This is a genomic window from Pseudovibrio exalbescens DSM 16456, assembly GCF_000422785.1.
Taxonomy (GTDB): Bacteria; Pseudomonadota; Alphaproteobacteria; order Rhizobiales; family Stappiaceae; genus Pseudovibrio; species Pseudovibrio exalbescens.
On sequence record NZ_AUGS01000001.1, the window covers coordinates 313,432 to 330,068 of the forward strand.

Below are 16,637 nucleotides of genomic sequence, written 5' to 3' on the forward strand. Positions count from 1 at the left end.
GATCACTTTCGTGCTTTGCCGAGGCTATGAACATATGCCAGCAGGCCGCGGGTCGATCCGTCCTTATCTGTCGCCTCTACGGGTTTTTCTATCATTGGTAGCAGCTGTGTGGCAAGTTCCTTGCCTAATTCTACGCCCCATTGATCGAAAGAATTGATATTCCAGATGACCCCTTCAACGAACACGCGGTGTTCATAAAGGGCAATCAGGCGTCCAAAGGCGAATGGGGTGAGCTTTTCATAGAGTATTGTTGTCGAAGGACGGTTGCCGGGGAAGACCTTTTGCGGAGCCAACTGTTCAATCTGAGTGGCATCCGCGCCTGCTGCTTTCATCTTTTCCTGCACCTGCGCAAGAGAACGTCCGCGCAGCAAGGCCTCACTTTGTGCAAGGCAGTTGGCAAGCAGGAGATTGTGATGCGTTGTCAGCTCCGGTTCATGACTGTTCACTGCGGCGATGAACTCGCATGGGATGACGGTCGTTCCTTGGTGGATCAGCTGATAAAACGCGTGCTGTCCGTTCGTGCCCGGCTCCCCCCAGACAATCGGTCCGGTCTGGTTGGTCACCGCGGTACCGTCCTTCGTCACCTGTTTGCCGTTGGATTCCATGTCCAATTGCTGAAGATAGGCGGGAAAGCGTGACAGGCGTTGGTCATAGGGCAAAATTGCGCGGGTGTGATACCCAAGGGCATTGCGATGCCAAATGCCCAGCAGCCCCAGAAGAACCGGCAGGTTGTTTTCCAGCGGTGCGGTGCGGAAGTGCTCGTCCATGGCATGAGCGCCAGCCAGAAACTCACCGAAAGCATCCGGCCCGATGGCGATCATGAGCGGCAGGCCGATGGCTGACCAAATGGAGTAACGACCACCAACCCAGTCCCAGAAGCCGAACACACGGTCAGCGTCAATACCGAACGCAGACACCTTGTCCAGCGCTGTCGATACGGCCGCAAACTGATGGGCAACGGCCTGCTCGCCGCAGGCCTCTACCAGCCATTTGCGGGCGGTGGCGGCATTGGTCATGGTTTCAATGGTGGTGAAGGTTTTGCTGGCCACAATCACAAGGGTGGTGGCTGGGTCCAGCTCCTTCAGCGTGTCGTGAATGTGCGCTCCATCCACGTTGGAAACAAAATGGGTGCGCGGGCCGTCATGATATGGCGCAAGGGCCAGTGTGGCCATGACCGGACCGAGATCTGAGCCGCCAATGCCGATATTGACCACATCCGTGAACGGCATGCCGTTGGCCGCGGTGATCTCGCCTGAGCGAATTCCTTCTGAAAACTCGCCCATTCGCACCAGAACATCGGCCACGTCGGGCATGACGTCCTTACCGTCTACCATGATCTGGCGATCGGATTGGTTGCGCAAGGCTGTATGCAAGACGGCCCGGTTCTCCGTCGTGTTGATCTTTTCGCCGCTGAACATGGCGTCGCGGGTTTGTTCAAGCTTCGCAGCAGCTGCGAGGTCCAAAAGGAGTTCGAGGGTCTCCTCTGTAACCTGACACTTGGAAAAATCGATCAGCAGGTCGTCGAAGGTTCTGGAGAATTTTTGAAACCGGTTGGGATCTGCATCGAACAGTTCAGTGAGTGCGGTTGATTGCAATGCCTTCGCATGTTCAGTGAGCTTGGACCAGGATTGTTCAAGTGCGGACATTTTGCGTCTCCAGTGGTACCAGAAGTGGTTCTGTCAGGTCTTTGAATTTTTCAAGGCTGCAGGGCAGCCATCTTATTGGGCGCAAGCAGATGAGAAGAGTAGTCTTCCTAACAGCTTTTTGCCAAACGCGGTTGGTGCCGGCGGCGCGGCGTCTGAGTTGTGCCGGATGATGCCACAAATGAAAAAGCGCAGGGAAGACCCTGCGCTTCAAAGCTTAAACGGAAAGAGCGGCCGCTTCACGCGCCCGTGTTTCGATGCCTTCCCAGTCCTCTGCGTCAATTGACTTTGCATCGGCAATCCAGGAACCGCCTACACACAGAATGTTTGGCAGTTTCAGGAAGTCCGGTGCACTTTGCAGGCTGATGCCGCCTGTTGGGCAGAACTTGACCTGAGGCAGTGGGGAGGACATGCTTTTCAGGAAAGGTGCCCCACCGGCTGGCACAGCCGGGAAAAACTTCAAGCGCTCATATCCGGCTTCAAACAGTGTCATCACTTCGGACACGGTAGAGACGCCCGGCAACAGCGGCACATCAAAGTCGTTTGCGGCATCAATCAGATTGCGGGTGAAGCCCGGTGACACGACGAAGGTTGATCCGGCTTTGACCGCCGCTTCGTACTGTGCGTGTTCCAGAACAGTGCCCGCGCCCACCATCGCGCCTTCCACTTCCTCTGCTACTGCCTTGATACAGTCCAGAGCATTTGGAGTACGCAAGGTGATCTCGATGCTGGGCAAGCCGCCCTTCACCAGGGCACGAGCCATCGGAACAGCCTTCTTGGGATCATCGACGACAAGTACCGGGATGACGGGGGCTGCTGTCATTACGGCTTCAACGCGCTCGATATTCTGCGCCATTTTGTTTTCTCCGTTCGGCCGGGTGGTCCAGCCTCGTTTGACTACGATTTGCGTTTCAAGAGGACTGTCTGTCTGGCCGCAAGAATGACGCAAACACCATGGCAGAGCAAAGGGAAGTGGGAGGGCTTTCCTTGGAAACTGCACACATGATGCGTGCAGGCTCTGCGGTTTGCGATGATCGTGACCAAACACCGCCTCTGTGGCCGGGCTTGATAAAAACGAGCTGAACGCTCTTTAATCGATTTAAAGCATTTGGAAAGGCTCGTACAGTTCCGACAGATACCTATTCATTGGTGTTGTTCCAAGCGGGCTCATCCGAGGGATGAGGGCCGCATGCGTGGGAATGGGAGCGTCTTGCTCCCTATTCCTCATGCCATGTGCGACCATCGCGCTCGATCAACGCGATAGATGCGGAAGGCCCCCACGTGCCGGAGGTGTACCCTTTGGGCGGCTCCTTGTCGTTAGCCCAATGCTCCAGAATCGGGTCTACCCATTTCCAGGCTGCCTCTACTTCATCGCGGCGCATGAACAGCGTCTGATTGCCCCGGATCATGTCAATGATCAGACGTTCGTAGGCATCCACGTTGCGCACTTTGAACGCTTCGGCAAAAGACATGTCCAGAGGAACCTTGCGAAGGCGCATGCCGCCAGGCCCGGGGTCCTTGATCATGAGCTGCATTTTTACGCCTTCGTCGGGTTGCAGGCGAATGATGAGCTGGTTGGCGGCAATCTGTCCGGCTTCTTCCAAAAAGATCGAGTGAGGCAGATCCTTGAACTGGATGACAATTTCGGAAAGGCGAGAGGCCAGTCGCTTGCCGGTGCGCATGTAAAACGGGACACCTGCCCAGCGCCAGTTGGCGATTTCCACCTTTGCTGCCACGAAGGTTTCCGTCATGGAATGCGGGTTGCCGACTTCTTCCAGATAGCCGCCGACGGCGCCGCCAGCGGAAGCACCTGCGCGATACTGACCGCGGACCGTATTGCGGTTGACGCGATCCTCATCCATGGGCACCAGTGCTTTGAGCACCTTCAATTTTTCATCGCGTACGCTGTCGGCCTCCATGGATTCGGGAGGCTCCATCGCCACGAGGCAGAGCAATTGCAGAAGGTGGTTTTGCACCATGTCGCGAAGTGCACCGGCCGTGTCGTAGTAGCCTGCGCGGCTTTCAACGCCCAAGGTTTCGGCAACCGTGATCTGGACGTGATCGATGTGCGCCGAGTTCCATAGTGGCTCGAACAAGACATTGGCGAACCGCAGAGCCATGAGGTTCTGCACCGTCTCCTTGCCGAGATAGTGATCGATACGGAAAATCTGATGCTCCTTGAACACCGAACCGATCGTCTCGTTTACCGCGTGGGCGGATTCTCCATCGTGCCCGATCGGCTTTTCAATCGTGACGCGGGTTTCTTCGGTGACCAGCCCATGTTCGCCGATGGCCGAACAAATGGGGCCGAAAAACTTTGGAGAGACTGACAGGTAGAAAGCCCGTGTAATGTCTTCACGACCCGCAAGGACCTGTTCCAGGTTTTCCCAGCCCGTGTTTTCATCCACGTTGAGGCTGACATACGTGATGCGCTCCATAAAGCGCTGCATCGCCAGGTCACACAGGCCATTGACCTGTGAGGCGACGGACTTTCGTGCCCATTCACGATATTCGTCGTCGGACAAATCCCGACGCGAGACGGCAATGATACGCGCATTGTCGTGCAATTGTCCGTCAAGCTCGCGGTAGTAAAGGGCTGGCAGCAGTTTGCGGTGCGCCAGATCGCCTGTCCCACCAAATACAATGAGATCAAAGGGCTCCAGCTGCTTCATGCGAACCGGCATCGGCAAACCTCTTTCATTTGTTTCTTCTGATCGCGGGGAGGGCGCGACCTTGTTTTCATGATTATGGCCAGACGTTCTGTCTTCCGTAGCCGTTGTGCCCGTTCTAACCCGTTCTGTTAGACGCTTCGAGCTCTTGTTAGGCGAGACACCATAAAATGCAAGCCCAAATGAACAGGCTGCCGTGACAGCCATTTGAAATATTTTCGGGTTTTGCACACGCTGGTACGCATTTGAGTGGGGGCTCCAGCGAAACGAATGGTTTAAGTACTCGTGCTTATACCGCTATACTGGTCTGAGTGGTGCCGGACCACCGGCGCAGCGTGCTGCAAATCATTACAGCAGAGCGCAGTATTTGAAACAGACCATGAGGCGGCCATGACCGGAATTCCATCATCCAAAGCCAACCTTGAGACACGGATCGCCGCGGGAGCAGGGGAGATCCCAGCGGATCTGGTTCTCAAGAATGTGGGACTGTTCAGTGTGATGGATGGCTCTGTAACCGTTACAGACATTGCGATTGCTGATGGCATCATTGTGGGTACGCACGACAGTTATAGCGGGCGAGAGGAAATGGACTGTTCCGGGCTTGTGGCCGTGCCCGGGTTCATTGACACGCATCTGCATGTTGAATCATCGCTGGTTACGCCCTTGGAGTTTGACCGGTGTGTGCTGCCCCATGGGGTGACGACGGCCATTTGTGATCCGCACGAAATCGCCAATGTCAAAGGTGCGGCTGGTATTCGGTATTTTCTGGATGCGGCCCAGCAAACACTCATGGATCTGCGGGTCAACTTGTCTTCCTGCGTGCCGGCAACTGCATTCGAGACGGCGGGTGCCTGTCTGGAGATCGAGGATCTGGCGCCTTTCATGGGAGAGGGCAAGGTTATTGGATTGGCGGAGTTCATGAACTTTCCCGGCGTTTTGGCGCGAGACCCCAAGGCGCTTGCAAAGCTGGAAGCATTTCAGGGCCAGCACATTGATGGGCACGCACCGCTTTTGGGTGGCAAGGGGCTGAATGGATATTTGTCCGCGGGTATTCGCACAGACCATGAAGCAACCTCTGCTGCTGAAGCCCGGGAGAAACTGTCCAAAGGCATGAGCATCTTGATCCGTGAAGGATCTGTATCCAAGGATCTGGATGCATTGGCGCAGGTGCTCGGTCCTGACACTGCAAGCTTCATGTGCCTTTGCACCGACGATCGGAATCCGCTTGATATTGCGGAGGAGGGGCATTTGGACTGCATGATCCGCCGCTTGATCGCCCATGGCTGTGCTCCGCGAGATGTTTACAGGGCCGCCAGTTGGTCGGCGGCCATGACGTTCGGCTTGCGGGACCGTGGACTGTTGGCACCGGGTTGGCGGGCGGACATCGTGTTGCTGAACGAACTGGAACAGTGTGATGTCAACGCCGTGATCTGTGGCGGAACGCGCGTTACACAAGCGCAGTTTGCCGCCCGCTCGGATGTGCCCCATACTCATCTTACCGACAGTGTGCACGCACCAGAGGTTTCCTCCTCCGACTTTACGGTGACCTGGCAAGAGGACATGCCTGTAATCGGGGTTGATGCCGGTTTGATCCTGACACGTCATGCGCATGCACGCTTGCCTGAGCGAGACGGCAAGGCGTTGTGTGACGTTAGACAGGATGTGGCGAAGGTCGCGGTCGTTGAACGTCATGGAAAGAACGGCAATGTCGGTTGTGGGTTTGTCTCGGGCTTTGGTTTGCAGAAGGGGGCCATAGCATCCTCCGTTGGACATGACAGCCACAACATCTGTGTGGTCGGCGTGGATGAGGCAGATATGGCCATGGCCGTCAATCATCTGCGAGGGCTGCAAGGCGGATTTGTCGTGGTGCAAGGGGGGCAGGTGAAAGCTGATCTTGCGCTGCCAATCGCAGGGCTGATGAGTGATCGCAGTTTTGAAGAGGTGAAAGAGGCGTTGGAAGAGTTGCGCCATGCCGCATTTGCGCTGGGCTGCACCTTGCCAGAGCCTTTTTTGCAGGTTGCGTTTTTGCCACTGCCGGTCATTCCGCATCTGAAGATCACAGATCTTGGCATGTTTGATGTGGACCAATTCGCGCTGATTGGGAGCGAAAACTAGGCCCTTCGGCGCAGGTGCGCAAATGCCTCTTGAAACGGTCGAGTTGAATAGAGAAATAGTAAAACTACGACCAACGCGCAGTTGACGCTATCGTCAGGCTGGCTCAATCTTTTGGAATAGATACATGACCAACGGTCGTGCCCGGCACTGCATGTGGAGGCTGCCTTTAATGGCAGAATGCAGTTGCCATTCATGCGGAGGAGTTTACCCGCTCATCGCAGGGCATACAGGGCCGTATAACGAAAGGGGGGATACCTGAATGTCCAATGCCGCAGAGTGGGTTGCTAACTTTACACCTCGTCCGTTGGGAGAGTACTTCGATGACGCGCTGCGGCTCTATGGCGACAAGCCCGCGACGGATTTCATGGGCAAGGGACTGACCTACCGCCAGTTGGGTCATGAAGTGGACAAGGCGGCTGCCGGCCTGCAGCGCATGGGCATGAAAAAGGGCGACAAGATCGGTATTTGCCTGCCCAATACGCCTTACTACACGATCTTCTATTATGCCATTTTGAAGATTGGCGCCACGGTGGTGAACTTCAATCCGCTTTACGTGGAGCGCGAGATCGCGTTTCAGGCTCGGGATGCGGGCATCGACACCATGATCACGCTGGATCTGAAGGTGGTGTACAATACGGTTGAAGACGTCCGCAAGGAAGGCGCCATCTCCCGCATCATCGTGTGTCCGATGGCCGATTTGTTGCCACAGCCCAAGAAGCTGTTGTTCTCGCTTTTCAAGAAAAGTGATCGGGCGGACATTCCCAAGGATGATGCACACATCTTCTACAAGTCGCTTACCGCCAATGATGGCAAGTTCACCCCGGCCACGATCGACCCCAAGGAAGACATTGCCATTTTGCAGTACACCGGTGGAACAACCGGGGTGCCGAAAGGTGCCATGCTGACCCATTCCAACCTTTCGGCCAACATGGAGCAGATGAAGTGTCACTTCGTCGGTGCGCGTCCGGGAGAGGAAAGCAGCCTGTGCGTGATACCGTTCTTCCATGTGTTTGCCATGACCGTCTCGCAGAACCTCTCCGTATTGATTGGGGCGGAAATGGTCATGATGCCGCGCTTTGAGATGAAGATGCTGTTGGACACCATCAAGCGCAAGAAGCCGACCTTGTTCGCTGGTGTGCCGACAATCTATACGGCAATCAACAACTCGGAGCTGACGCCCAAATACGATCTGTCATCCATTCGGATCTGTATGTCCGGGGGCGCACCGCTGCCGGTTGAGGTGAAGCAGAAGTTTGAAAGTCTGACGGGCTGTGTGCTCGTGGAAGGATATGGTCTGACGGAGTCCTCTCCGGTTGCTTGTGGCAATCCGATTGACCGTCCCGGCAAGGCAGGGTCCATCGGAATCCCGGTCAGCGGGACCGAGGTGCTGTTCCGCAGTCTTGATGATCCAAAACAGGATGTGCCCAAGGGGGAGCGCGGCGAGCTTTGCCTCATTGGGCCTCAGATTATGAAGGGCTATTGGAACCGCCCGGAAGAGACCGAAAAGACGCTGGAAGATGGTTGCATCCTGCATACCGGGGACGTTGGCTATGAGGACGATGACGGGTTTGTGTTCCTTGTCGATCGCATCAAGGACCTGATCCTGTGCTCGGGCTATAACGTTTATCCGCGTGTGATCGAGGAAGCACTCTACTTGCATCCAGCTGTTGCGGAAGTGATCGTGATCGCCATTCCCGATGATTATCGCGGACAGGCACCGAAGGCCTTCGTCAAGCTGAAAGAGGATCAGAATGCGACCGAGGAGGAACTGAAAACGTTCCTCAAGGACCACATCTCCAAGATCGAAATGCCAGCCATGATCGAGTTCAGGGACGAATTGCCCAAAACCCTCGTCGGCAAGCTCTCAAAGAAAGAGCTGGTCGAAGAGGAGGCCCAGAAGCGCGCGATGGCGGACGCCTGATTGGCTTGTAACGGTTCGTGCCAAAACGAACGCTAGCGAAGAAAAGGAGGCGGTTCGCCTCCTTTTTTACTCCTATTCGCGGCTGCTCCCGGTAACCTGAAGCCAAGCGCGTTATTTCAAGGTGCCTTGTCCTCTGGCACAACGGCTTGCCGTTTTCCGCGGACACTCTCGCGATGCATGGTATAGAGCGATGCCGCGATAATGATCGATGCGCCAATATAGGTTGTCAGTGACGGCCAGACCCCGAAGAACAAGATGCTGATGAAGGACGCATAGACAATGCGGGTGTAGTCAAACGGGGCTATGACCGCCGCTTCTCCTTCCCTCAGAGCGCGGATGTTGCACATTTGGGCGCTCCAGCTAACACATCCAAGGGCGCCGAGCAGAATGACATCCATCATGGTCAAAGGCTGCCAGTAGTAAATGCAGAATGGCAGCATGATGAATCCGATAGAAACCGCCTGATAGGTGAGAATGGTGATCGGCTGATCGACCTGTGTTACCCGGCGCAGAATGATCGCAACCAGTGCTGCGCAGGCGGATGCCGTGACTGCCATAAGGCTGTATATGTTGAAACCGGCTTCTCCAGTGGGCTGCATGATGATGACCACACCAATGAAGCCGATGATTGTGGCAGCCCAGCGATGGATCCCCACAACCTCTTTAAGCAATACAATGGCAAACAGAGTCATGAAGAACGTGCGGGCAAAACCGAGCACCGTGCTGTCGGCCAGCGGGAGTTCGATCACGGCGCTGAAACCCATGAACATGGCACCGGAAGCCAACCCGGTGCGTGCCAGATGCAACAAGGGAGCGCGGGTTTTCAATGACCCGGGCAATCCACGAGTTATGGCGGGCGCCGAGATGGCGGCCATCAGGAATTGCCGAATGGTAAGCACCTGGGTCACATGCAAGCGTTCGCCGAGGGCCTTCACCAGCGCTGCCATCACCGTGAATAGAAGGGTTGCAACGAGCGCCCACATGATGCCGTGAACATTAGCGGGAAGCTGCGCCCATTTGTGTTTGAGGCGGCGCAGGAGCGGTGTCGCTGGGGGCGTCGGGAGGCCTTTGTCGGCATCGCGTGGGTTCATGAAAAAGGCCTGTTCAGTCCGGCTTGAGGCCGTTGCGTATTTTCTGGCCGGTCCGAGATGCTGGATGGACTGGCGTTGTTGATGGGCCTGCTTCCTAGCCCTACCAAATGAAGCGGTCAAGTTCTGGGCTGGTCTGCACCTTTGGGCTGGCTTGATGTGTACATCATCTTCCCTCTACCCTACGTAACGATAGGTAATGTGCCGTAGTCAGTCACTCGTGACGAGAATGGGTGGCCAAAGAGCGCGGGAGAGATGGCTTGATGAACAAGGTGATGACGCCAAAGTTTGGGATTGGAGCGCCGGTCCGTCGGCAGGAGGATCATGCTTTCCTGACCGGACATGGATGTTATACCAGCGATGTTCGCAGGGCTGGTGCGCTCGCCGCCCATGTGCTTCGTTCTCCCGTAGCGCATGCGCGTTTTACGATCACCGATATTTCAAGAGCGCGTGCTTTAGATGGTGTGCATCTAGTCCTTACCGCAGCAGACATTTCAGAGTTGAACACCATGCCGTGCAAAACGGTGATGCGGCAGGTCGATGGCAGTCGGCATCCTGTACCACCACGTGAGGTGCTTTGTTCCGAACAGGTGCGCCATGTTGGAGATGCCATAGCTTTTATCGTTGCGGACACGCCGGATCTTGCCAAGACCGCGGCCGAGATGATCGAGATCGACTTTGAGGAGCTTGAGGCTGTAGTCGGCAGTGTGCGAGCGTTGGAACAGGAAGCGCCGCAAGTTTGGCCGGAGCTGGGCAGCAATCGAGCCTTTGAGATTGCACTGGGGGATGAAGGCGAAGCTGATGAGGCGTTTGCCAAGGCGTCTCACGTGACGTCGATCGAGGTGGTCAACAATCGATTGGTTGCCAACTACATGGAGCCGCGAGCCTGCATTGGTGAATATGATCCTGATACCGATCGTTATACGTTGACCACGGGTACCCAGGGTGGTCACGGTATGCGCGCCGTCATTGCGGAAGACATCATGGGAATTGAGCAGGCGCGGTTGCGTGTCGTGACACCGGATGTCGGTGGTGGCTTTGGAACCAAGATGTTTTGTTATCGCGAGTATCCACTTTGTCTGGTTGCGGCTCACAGACTGGGACGGCCCGTGAAATGGGTGGGTGAACGCACCGAGCATTTCATGGTGGATTCCCACGGTCGAGACAATGTGACGACGGCAGAGCTGGCGCTGGATGAAACAGGGCGCATGCTGGGCTTGAGGGTTCATGTAATTGCTGACATGGGGGCCTATCTGCATCAGTTCGGCCCTTCGATCCCGCGCGTGGGGACGTCCATGGCGACCGGTGTCTATGATATTCCCGCGTTATGGGCGCGCACGACGGGTGTGTATACCAACACGGTACCCACGGATGCTTATCGCGGCGCTGGCCGGCCCGAGGCAGCATATGTGCTGGAGCGTCTGGTCGACAAGGCAGCGGAAGAAATCGGGATGGATCCGGTTGCATTTCGGCGTTTTAACTTCATCAAGCCGATGCAGTTTCCCTATGTAACTGCCACCAAGCGGCGATACGACACCGGTGACTTTGATCAGCATTTGACGCAGGCGCTTGCAGCGGCGGATTGGGACGGCTTTGCAGCTCGCGATGCGCAGAGCCTGCGAAATGGGCGCTGGCGTGGCATCGGCGTGTGCACTTACATTGAAGCCTGCGCGTTTGCGGGAGGGGAGGAAGCCACATTATCCCTCAATGACGATGGCACTGTAACGCTGCTGGTGGGCACGCAATCAAATGGCCAAGGGCATGCGACCGCCTATGGCCAAGTTGTTGCGGATGTGCTGGGTCTGGTGCTTGAAGACGTGAAGCTGGTGCAAGGAGACACGGATCGGGTGCGCAAGGGAGGTGGCACAGGTGGCTCACGCTCCATACCCATCGCGTTGCCGTCAGTACTCAATGCATCAAACGCGTTGGCCGAGTTGATCAAAGCAGAAGCTGCAGACCATCTGGAGGTAGGGTCTGCCGATCTGGAACTGGCCGAAGGGGTCGTGCGGGTGGTTGGCACAGACCAGTCTGTCTCAATTGCTCAAATCGCCGCGCAAACACAGACTACGCTCCAAGCCTGTGAAGAGGTGACACAGGATGAGTGTACGTATCCGAACGGGACACACATTTGCGAATTGGAGGTGGATCCGGAAACCGGCCAGGTGGCCATTCTCCGATATGTGATTACCGATGATTTCGGTGTCACCGTAAATCCATTGCTTTTGCAGGGACAGGTACATGGCGGTGTCGTGCAAGCCATTTCTCAGGCTTTGTGTGAGCACACGGTTTATGATGAGGAGGGCCAACTTCTCACGGCATCCTTCATGGACTATCAACTGCCGCGTGCTGCAGACATGCCAAGTTTCGAGTTTTCTACCGCCAATGTTCCTTCCACGACCAATGCGCTGGGCATCAAGGGGGCGGGGGAAGCCGGGACGATTGGAGGGTGTGCCGCTGTCATGAATGCTTTGGGATCGGCATTGAAGCGTCATGGTGGTGTGACGCATCTGGATATGCCAGCTACGCCGGAACGAATATGGCAGGCGATACAAGCTGCCCGGTCCATGGCATGATAGCGAAAGCCGAACTGCCAGCTATGAATCTGTGGCAGGGCCCGCATCGCTGATATGCGGTAATAACACTTGCGCTTTCATGTCAACCGGCCGACTGACTAAGGGTGGTTTGATTGGTTCGTGGAGAATCAAGTCAATACCCTTGCCGAGGCAGCATGTCCTGCATTTTTCCCCCTTCCTGCCAAAGCCAGGGCGACCAGCTGGCATTTGGATAAAACATACTGGCCAACGGCTCCCATGCGATTTTTCAAGACAGATCCGACCTACCGGGCCCCTGCGCCCAAAATGCCTCCGAATGCCCAACCGACCCCTCAAGGCGCCGATGCCCAGCCCCTGAAGGGCATCGCATTCAAGATTGCCGCGACCTTCAGCTTCTTTCTGATGGTAAGTTGCATCAAGCTGGTTTCGGATGCGGTTCCCATCACGCAAGTCGTTTTTGCCCGCAATCTGTTCGGTATGATCCCGATTTTATTGATGATGGGGTACAACGGCCAGCTTTTGACGGCGCCGCTTACCAAACGGCCTGGCACACATATCTCGCGCGCCGTGATCGGTGTGAGCGCCATGATGTGTAACTTTATCGCGCTTACCTTGATCCCGCTTCCAGACGCGACAGCCATCGGTTTTGCCATCCCGCTTATCGTTGTTGTTTTGGCCGCGTTGGTTTTGAAGGAGACTGTGCGGATTTATCGTTGGAGCGCGGTGGCGGTCGGGTTCGTTGGCGTGATTATTACCGTGCTGCCACATATCGGGCAGGGCTCGGGTGATACATTCAGCCAGAACCTCGGCGTAACCATGGCGTTTGCCGCCGCGTTCTTGAGTGCGTTTGCCATGATTACGGTTCGCAAGCTTTGTGAAACCGAGCGCACGTCTACCATTGTGTTCTGGTTCACGATGGCCTCAACCGTCATGTCGTTTCTCACGCTGCCAGTGGGGTGGATCTACCCGGAGATCGCCTGGAGCCAACCAAACTGGCTCGATATGCTTTACCTGATCGGGGTGGGCGTCTTTGGCGGAATTGGCCAGTTGTTGCTTACACAAAGCTATCGGTTCGCTGATGCCTCAACGATTGCGCCGTTTGATTACGTCAACATGGTTTGGGCAATTCTGTTTGGGTATTTGATCTTTTCCGAAGTGCCAACACCGGAGGTGCTGATCGGATCGGCCATCGTGATTGCTGCGGGCATTTTCGTCATCTATCGCGAGCGACAACTGGGGTATGATCGAACCCGTCCGGCGCGGGCTTATACTCCTTCAAAGTCTTGAGGCCTTGAAACTCTGAAAAGATGAAGACCGGCGGCGTGGTGCCTGCCGGTCTTTGCCCGTCTGGTTCAAAATGCCTTGAAGGTGATGATGGTTTTGGTGTCCTGAATGCCCGGAAAGGTGTGAACCTTTTCGCTCACGAAGTGGCCGATGTCCTGACCGTCTTCGATATAGAACTTTACCAACAAGTCGAAATCACCCGAGGTGGAATAGACTTCCGAGGCAATTTCGGCGTCGGCGATCTGATTTGCCACCGTGTACGTCTGGCCGAGTTTGCATTTGATCATTACGAAAAACGGTGTCATGGCGCTGTCCTCTTGCTCCCCATGCGAGTCACTTCAATTTGGCGCCCATCTGATCCATTTCGGTTGCTGATGGCAAGGGCAAAGCTGGTTGCCGGGCTGTTCGGGATTACTCCGCCGTTTTTGCGGTCGGCCATTGTGTTCTCTCTGTGTTTTTGCTAGGACCCTGACCTAATCTCATGGGGGTGCCACGTCGGCTGAGAGGTCTGAGCGACCAACCCCTTGAACCTGATCCGGCTTGCACCGGCGGAGGGAATTGGGATGATGCTGAAACTCTGCCGCCTCAAGTCGTCTCTTTATCGGAGGCGTTCTTCTTGACACAATTTACTACCGCACAGTTGTGGCAGGTGATCCAGCGGGTGCGCTCGGATGGGCCACGTGTGCATTGCCTGACAAACACGGTTGCTCAGGAGCTGACAGCCAACGTTTTGCTTGCCGCTGGAGCCGTGCCGTCCATGACCATCGCTCCAAGCGAAATAGCAGGGTTTACCGCGAGTGCCAATGCGGTGCTGGTCAATCTTGGCACCCTTGATGAAACGCGCCGGGAAAGCATGGTTCTTGCAGCAGAACAGGCGAAAACCGCCGGTAAACCCTGGGTGCTTGACCCGGTGTTCATCCACCGTTCGCCGCCGCGGGCTAATTTTGCTCGTGAGCTTTTGGCGTATGGTCCTCATGTCGTTCGGGCGAACCGAGATGAGTTTCAAGCACTCGGCAAAGCACCAGCAGCATCGCCTCGGTCGGTTTACTTCGAAAGTGGGGCTGTTGACGAGATCTGGCAGGGAGATTGGCACGGCAGGGTGGCCAACGGCAGTCCGCTGATGACGCGGATGACCGCCGCCGGATGTGCCATGACCGCATTGGTAGCGGCCTGTTGTGCGGTTGAGGAAGATGCTCGCTGCGCTGTGACAGCCGCTGCCGGATGGTTTGCCGTTGCAGGCGAGCTTGCTGGAGAAGGCGCAGGCGGTCCCGGATCCTTCAAAGCTGCGCTGTTGGATCGACTTTATGACCTGAAGGCTGATCACTTTGCGGCCAAATTGCGATATACAGATACCATGACGGGAGAGGGAACATAGCCATGACTGCGATTGCCATGACCATTGCAGGATCTGATTCTGGTGGCGGTGCCGGTATTCAGGCGGACCTGAAAACGTTCTCTGCGCTGGGGGTCTATGGCGCGAGTGTCATTACGGCGCTTACCGCGCAGAACACACAAGGGGTTTCCGGTATCCACGATGTGCCAGCTGCCTTCGTGGGGGCTCAACTGGACGCCGTCCTATCAGATTTGAAGGTCGATGCGCTCAAGATCGGTATGCTATCCCAACCGGATGTCATTGAGGAAATCGCGCGCAAGCTGGACGAGTATGCCTGCGCCAAGGTGGTGCTGGACCCGGTTATGGTTGCCACATCCGGCGACGTGCTCCTTCAGCCCAGTGCGCGCAAGAACCTGACCGAACTCCTGTTTCCGCGCGCGGCCCTGATCACGCCCAACCTCTTGGAAGCGGCCTTCCTGTTGGGCGAAGACCCGGCCAGGACACGGCAGGACATGGAGCGGCAGGCGGCCTCTCTTCTGGAGCTTGGTGCCGGTAGTGTTTTGCTCAAGGGTGGCCATGGCGACGGTGAGGAAGCTGCGGATTTGTTTTTTGCGGCGCACGAGGCCAAATGGCTGACAAGCCCGAGACATGCTACCGCCAATACGCATGGGACCGGGTGCACGCTTTCTGCGGCTATTGCGGCGGAACTGGCCAAGGGAGCAACCCTGCAAGCTGCAGTGGATGCAGCGAAAGCCTATATAAGCGGCGCTATTGAAGCGGCGGATACATTGTCAATTGGCCACGGGCATGGGCCCGTCCATCATTTCTATCGGTACTGGTAAAGGCCCGGCTATGAAGACCACAGACCCAAAAAAGAACATCACCCGGCGTCAGGCCCTTTCCATGGTTGCGGCTAGTGGCGCTGCTGCCGGCGGCGCACTGGCCAGCCCGGCTGTTGCACAGGAAAAGGCTGTCATAGAATGGAAGATGGTCACGTCATGGCCGAAGGGGCTACCTGGGCCCGGCCTTTCCGCCCAACGGATTTGTGATCGCATCAGCACCATGAGCGATGGAAGAATTCGCGTTCGCCTTCACGCGGCGGGAGAACTGGTTCCTGCGTTTGAAGTGTTCGATGCCGTTTCCGGTGGTGTCGCGCAAATGGGCCATACGGCATCCTTTTATTGGCAGGGGAAAATGCCGGCGTCGGTATTCTTTACCACGGTGCCATTCGGCTTGACGCCGGAAGAGCACTGCACGTGGATTGAATACGGCGGGGGGCAGGAGCTGTGGGACGCACTTTATGCGCCGTTTGGCGTAAGGGCATTCATGGCAGGCAATACGGCTGGAACGATGGCCGGCTGGTACAAGAAGCCACTTACCTCACTGGAAGATGTCAAAGGCTTGAAAATTCGCATTCAGGGGCTCGGCGGTGAGATCTTGCGCCGCATGGGTGCCACACCGGTGTCGCTTGCTTCCTCGGAGATCTATGCCGGCTTTGAATCCGGTGTGGTCGATGCTGTGGAATTTCTTGGTCCCTGGAGCGATGCGGCCATGGGGTTTCAGCAGATTACCAAGCACTACTATGGCCCGGGCTTCAACAAGCCAAACGGTACGGGTGAAGCGCTGATCTCTTCCGTGGCCTACGAAGGCTTGTCCGAGGATCTGAGGCTCATTGTCAAGGAAGCTTGCAGAAGTGAAAATGCACAGGCTTTGGCGGAAGCCAACTGGATGAATGCGCAGGCCTTGCAAACCCTGAAGGCCGAGCATGGTGTTCAAACGGACAGCTACCCGCAGGAGGTCGTTCAAACCATGCGCTCCCTTGCCCAGGAAGTGCTTTCGGAATATGCCGCCAAGGACGAGCTTACGCAAAAAATACTGGAGAGCTATCGGGCTGCCATGGCTCTCGTTTCGCCATGGAGCCAGCTGTCCTCCGCTGATTTCCTGAGCGCTCGCGGTGGATAGGTTTTCCAAAGGATCCCTCGTTTTTTCCTAGGTATAACCGCAGAAAACTGTTGCGCGTTTGCACAGTTGA

The 16,637-nt window shown here is 56.2% G+C and carries 12 protein-coding genes and 1 riboswitch; of the genes, 7 read left to right on the forward strand and 5 right to left on the reverse strand.

All coding sequences use genetic code 11. The features are described from left to right. Positions 1-2 precede the first annotated feature (2 nt). The 3 genes from pgi to zwf form a co-directional block, all read right to left on the reverse strand. On the reverse strand, positions 3-1,646 hold the full coding sequence (gene pgi / locus G512_RS0101465; protein ID WP_028480157.1) for a glucose-6-phosphate isomerase: 1,644 nt from the start codon (positions 1,644-1,646) through the stop codon (positions 3-5). 214 nt (positions 1,647-1,860) lie between these two features. After that, positions 1,861-2,499 carry a bifunctional 4-hydroxy-2-oxoglutarate aldolase/2-dehydro-3-deoxy-phosphogluconate aldolase gene (eda, locus tag G512_RS0101470; protein ID WP_028480158.1) on the reverse strand — a complete coding sequence of 213 codons (639 nt, stop codon included), beginning with the start codon at positions 2,497-2,499 and terminating at the stop codon, positions 1,861-1,863. 361 nt (positions 2,500-2,860) lie between these two features. After that, positions 2,861-4,327 (reverse strand): glucose-6-phosphate dehydrogenase, encoded by a 1,467-nt coding sequence (zwf, locus tag G512_RS0101475; protein WP_028480159.1) that lies wholly within the window; start codon positions 4,325-4,327, stop codon positions 2,861-2,863. A gap of 375 nt (positions 4,328-4,702) precedes the next feature. Here zwf and ade point away from each other — a divergent pair, with 375 nt between their 5' ends. Further along, a complete protein-coding gene (ade, locus tag G512_RS0101480; protein ID WP_036487982.1) occupies positions 4,703-6,427 on the forward strand; it encodes an adenine deaminase in 1,725 nt (574 codons plus the stop codon). 259 nt (positions 6,428-6,686) lie between these two features. Further along, positions 6,687-8,348, forward strand: coding sequence for a long-chain-fatty-acid--CoA ligase (locus G512_RS0101485; protein ID WP_028480161.1), 1,662 nt, complete (start codon positions 6,687-6,689; stop codon positions 8,346-8,348). A gap of 116 nt (positions 8,349-8,464) precedes the next feature. On the opposite strand, the gene G512_RS19660 is transcribed toward G512_RS0101485, so the two are convergent. Further along, positions 8,465-9,439, reverse strand: a complete 975-nt coding sequence (locus tag G512_RS19660) for a DMT family transporter (protein WP_051268731.1) — start codon at positions 9,437-9,439, stop codon at positions 8,465-8,467. Positions 9,440-9,699: 260 nt separating this feature from the next. Between G512_RS19660 and G512_RS0101495 the strand changes: the two genes are divergently transcribed. Both G512_RS0101495 and G512_RS0101500 read left to right on the forward strand, forming a co-directional pair. Further along, positions 9,700-12,009, forward strand: a complete 2,310-nt coding sequence (locus tag G512_RS0101495) for a xanthine dehydrogenase family protein molybdopterin-binding subunit (RefSeq protein WP_028480162.1) — start codon at positions 9,700-9,702, stop codon at positions 12,007-12,009. Positions 12,010-12,246: 237 nt separating this feature from the next. Then, positions 12,247-13,275 carry a DMT family transporter gene (locus tag G512_RS0101500; RefSeq protein ID WP_208974905.1) on the forward strand — a complete coding sequence of 343 codons (1,029 nt, stop codon included), beginning with the start codon at positions 12,247-12,249 and terminating at the stop codon, positions 13,273-13,275. 65 nt (positions 13,276-13,340) lie between these two features. On the opposite strand, the gene G512_RS0101505 is transcribed toward G512_RS0101500, so the two are convergent. Then, on the reverse strand, positions 13,341-13,577 hold the full coding sequence (locus G512_RS0101505; protein ID WP_028480164.1) for an Lrp/AsnC ligand binding domain-containing protein: 237 nt from the start codon (positions 13,575-13,577) through the stop codon (positions 13,341-13,343). A gap of 168 nt (positions 13,578-13,745) precedes the next feature. Continuing rightward, positions 13,746-13,847, forward strand: a riboswitch (TPP riboswitch). A gap of 41 nt (positions 13,848-13,888) precedes the next feature. Here G512_RS0101505 and G512_RS0101515 point away from each other — a divergent pair. From G512_RS0101515 to G512_RS0101525, 3 genes are read left to right on the forward strand one after another with little or no spacing between them, the layout of a single operon-like run. Continuing rightward, positions 13,889-14,647, forward strand: a complete 759-nt coding sequence (locus G512_RS0101515; protein WP_028480165.1) for a hydroxyethylthiazole kinase — start codon at positions 13,889-13,891, stop codon at positions 14,645-14,647. Between the two features lie 2 nt (positions 14,648-14,649). Continuing rightward, positions 14,650-15,447, forward strand: coding sequence for a bifunctional hydroxymethylpyrimidine kinase/phosphomethylpyrimidine kinase (gene thiD / locus G512_RS0101520; RefSeq protein ID WP_028480166.1), 798 nt, complete (start codon positions 14,650-14,652; stop codon positions 15,445-15,447). Positions 15,448-15,457: 10 nt separating this feature from the next. Further along, positions 15,458-16,567: a TRAP transporter substrate-binding protein gene (locus tag G512_RS0101525; protein WP_036487986.1), complete on the forward strand. Its 1,110-nt coding sequence runs from the start codon at positions 15,458-15,460 to the stop codon at positions 16,565-16,567. The last annotated feature ends 70 nt before the right edge of the window (positions 16,568-16,637 follow it).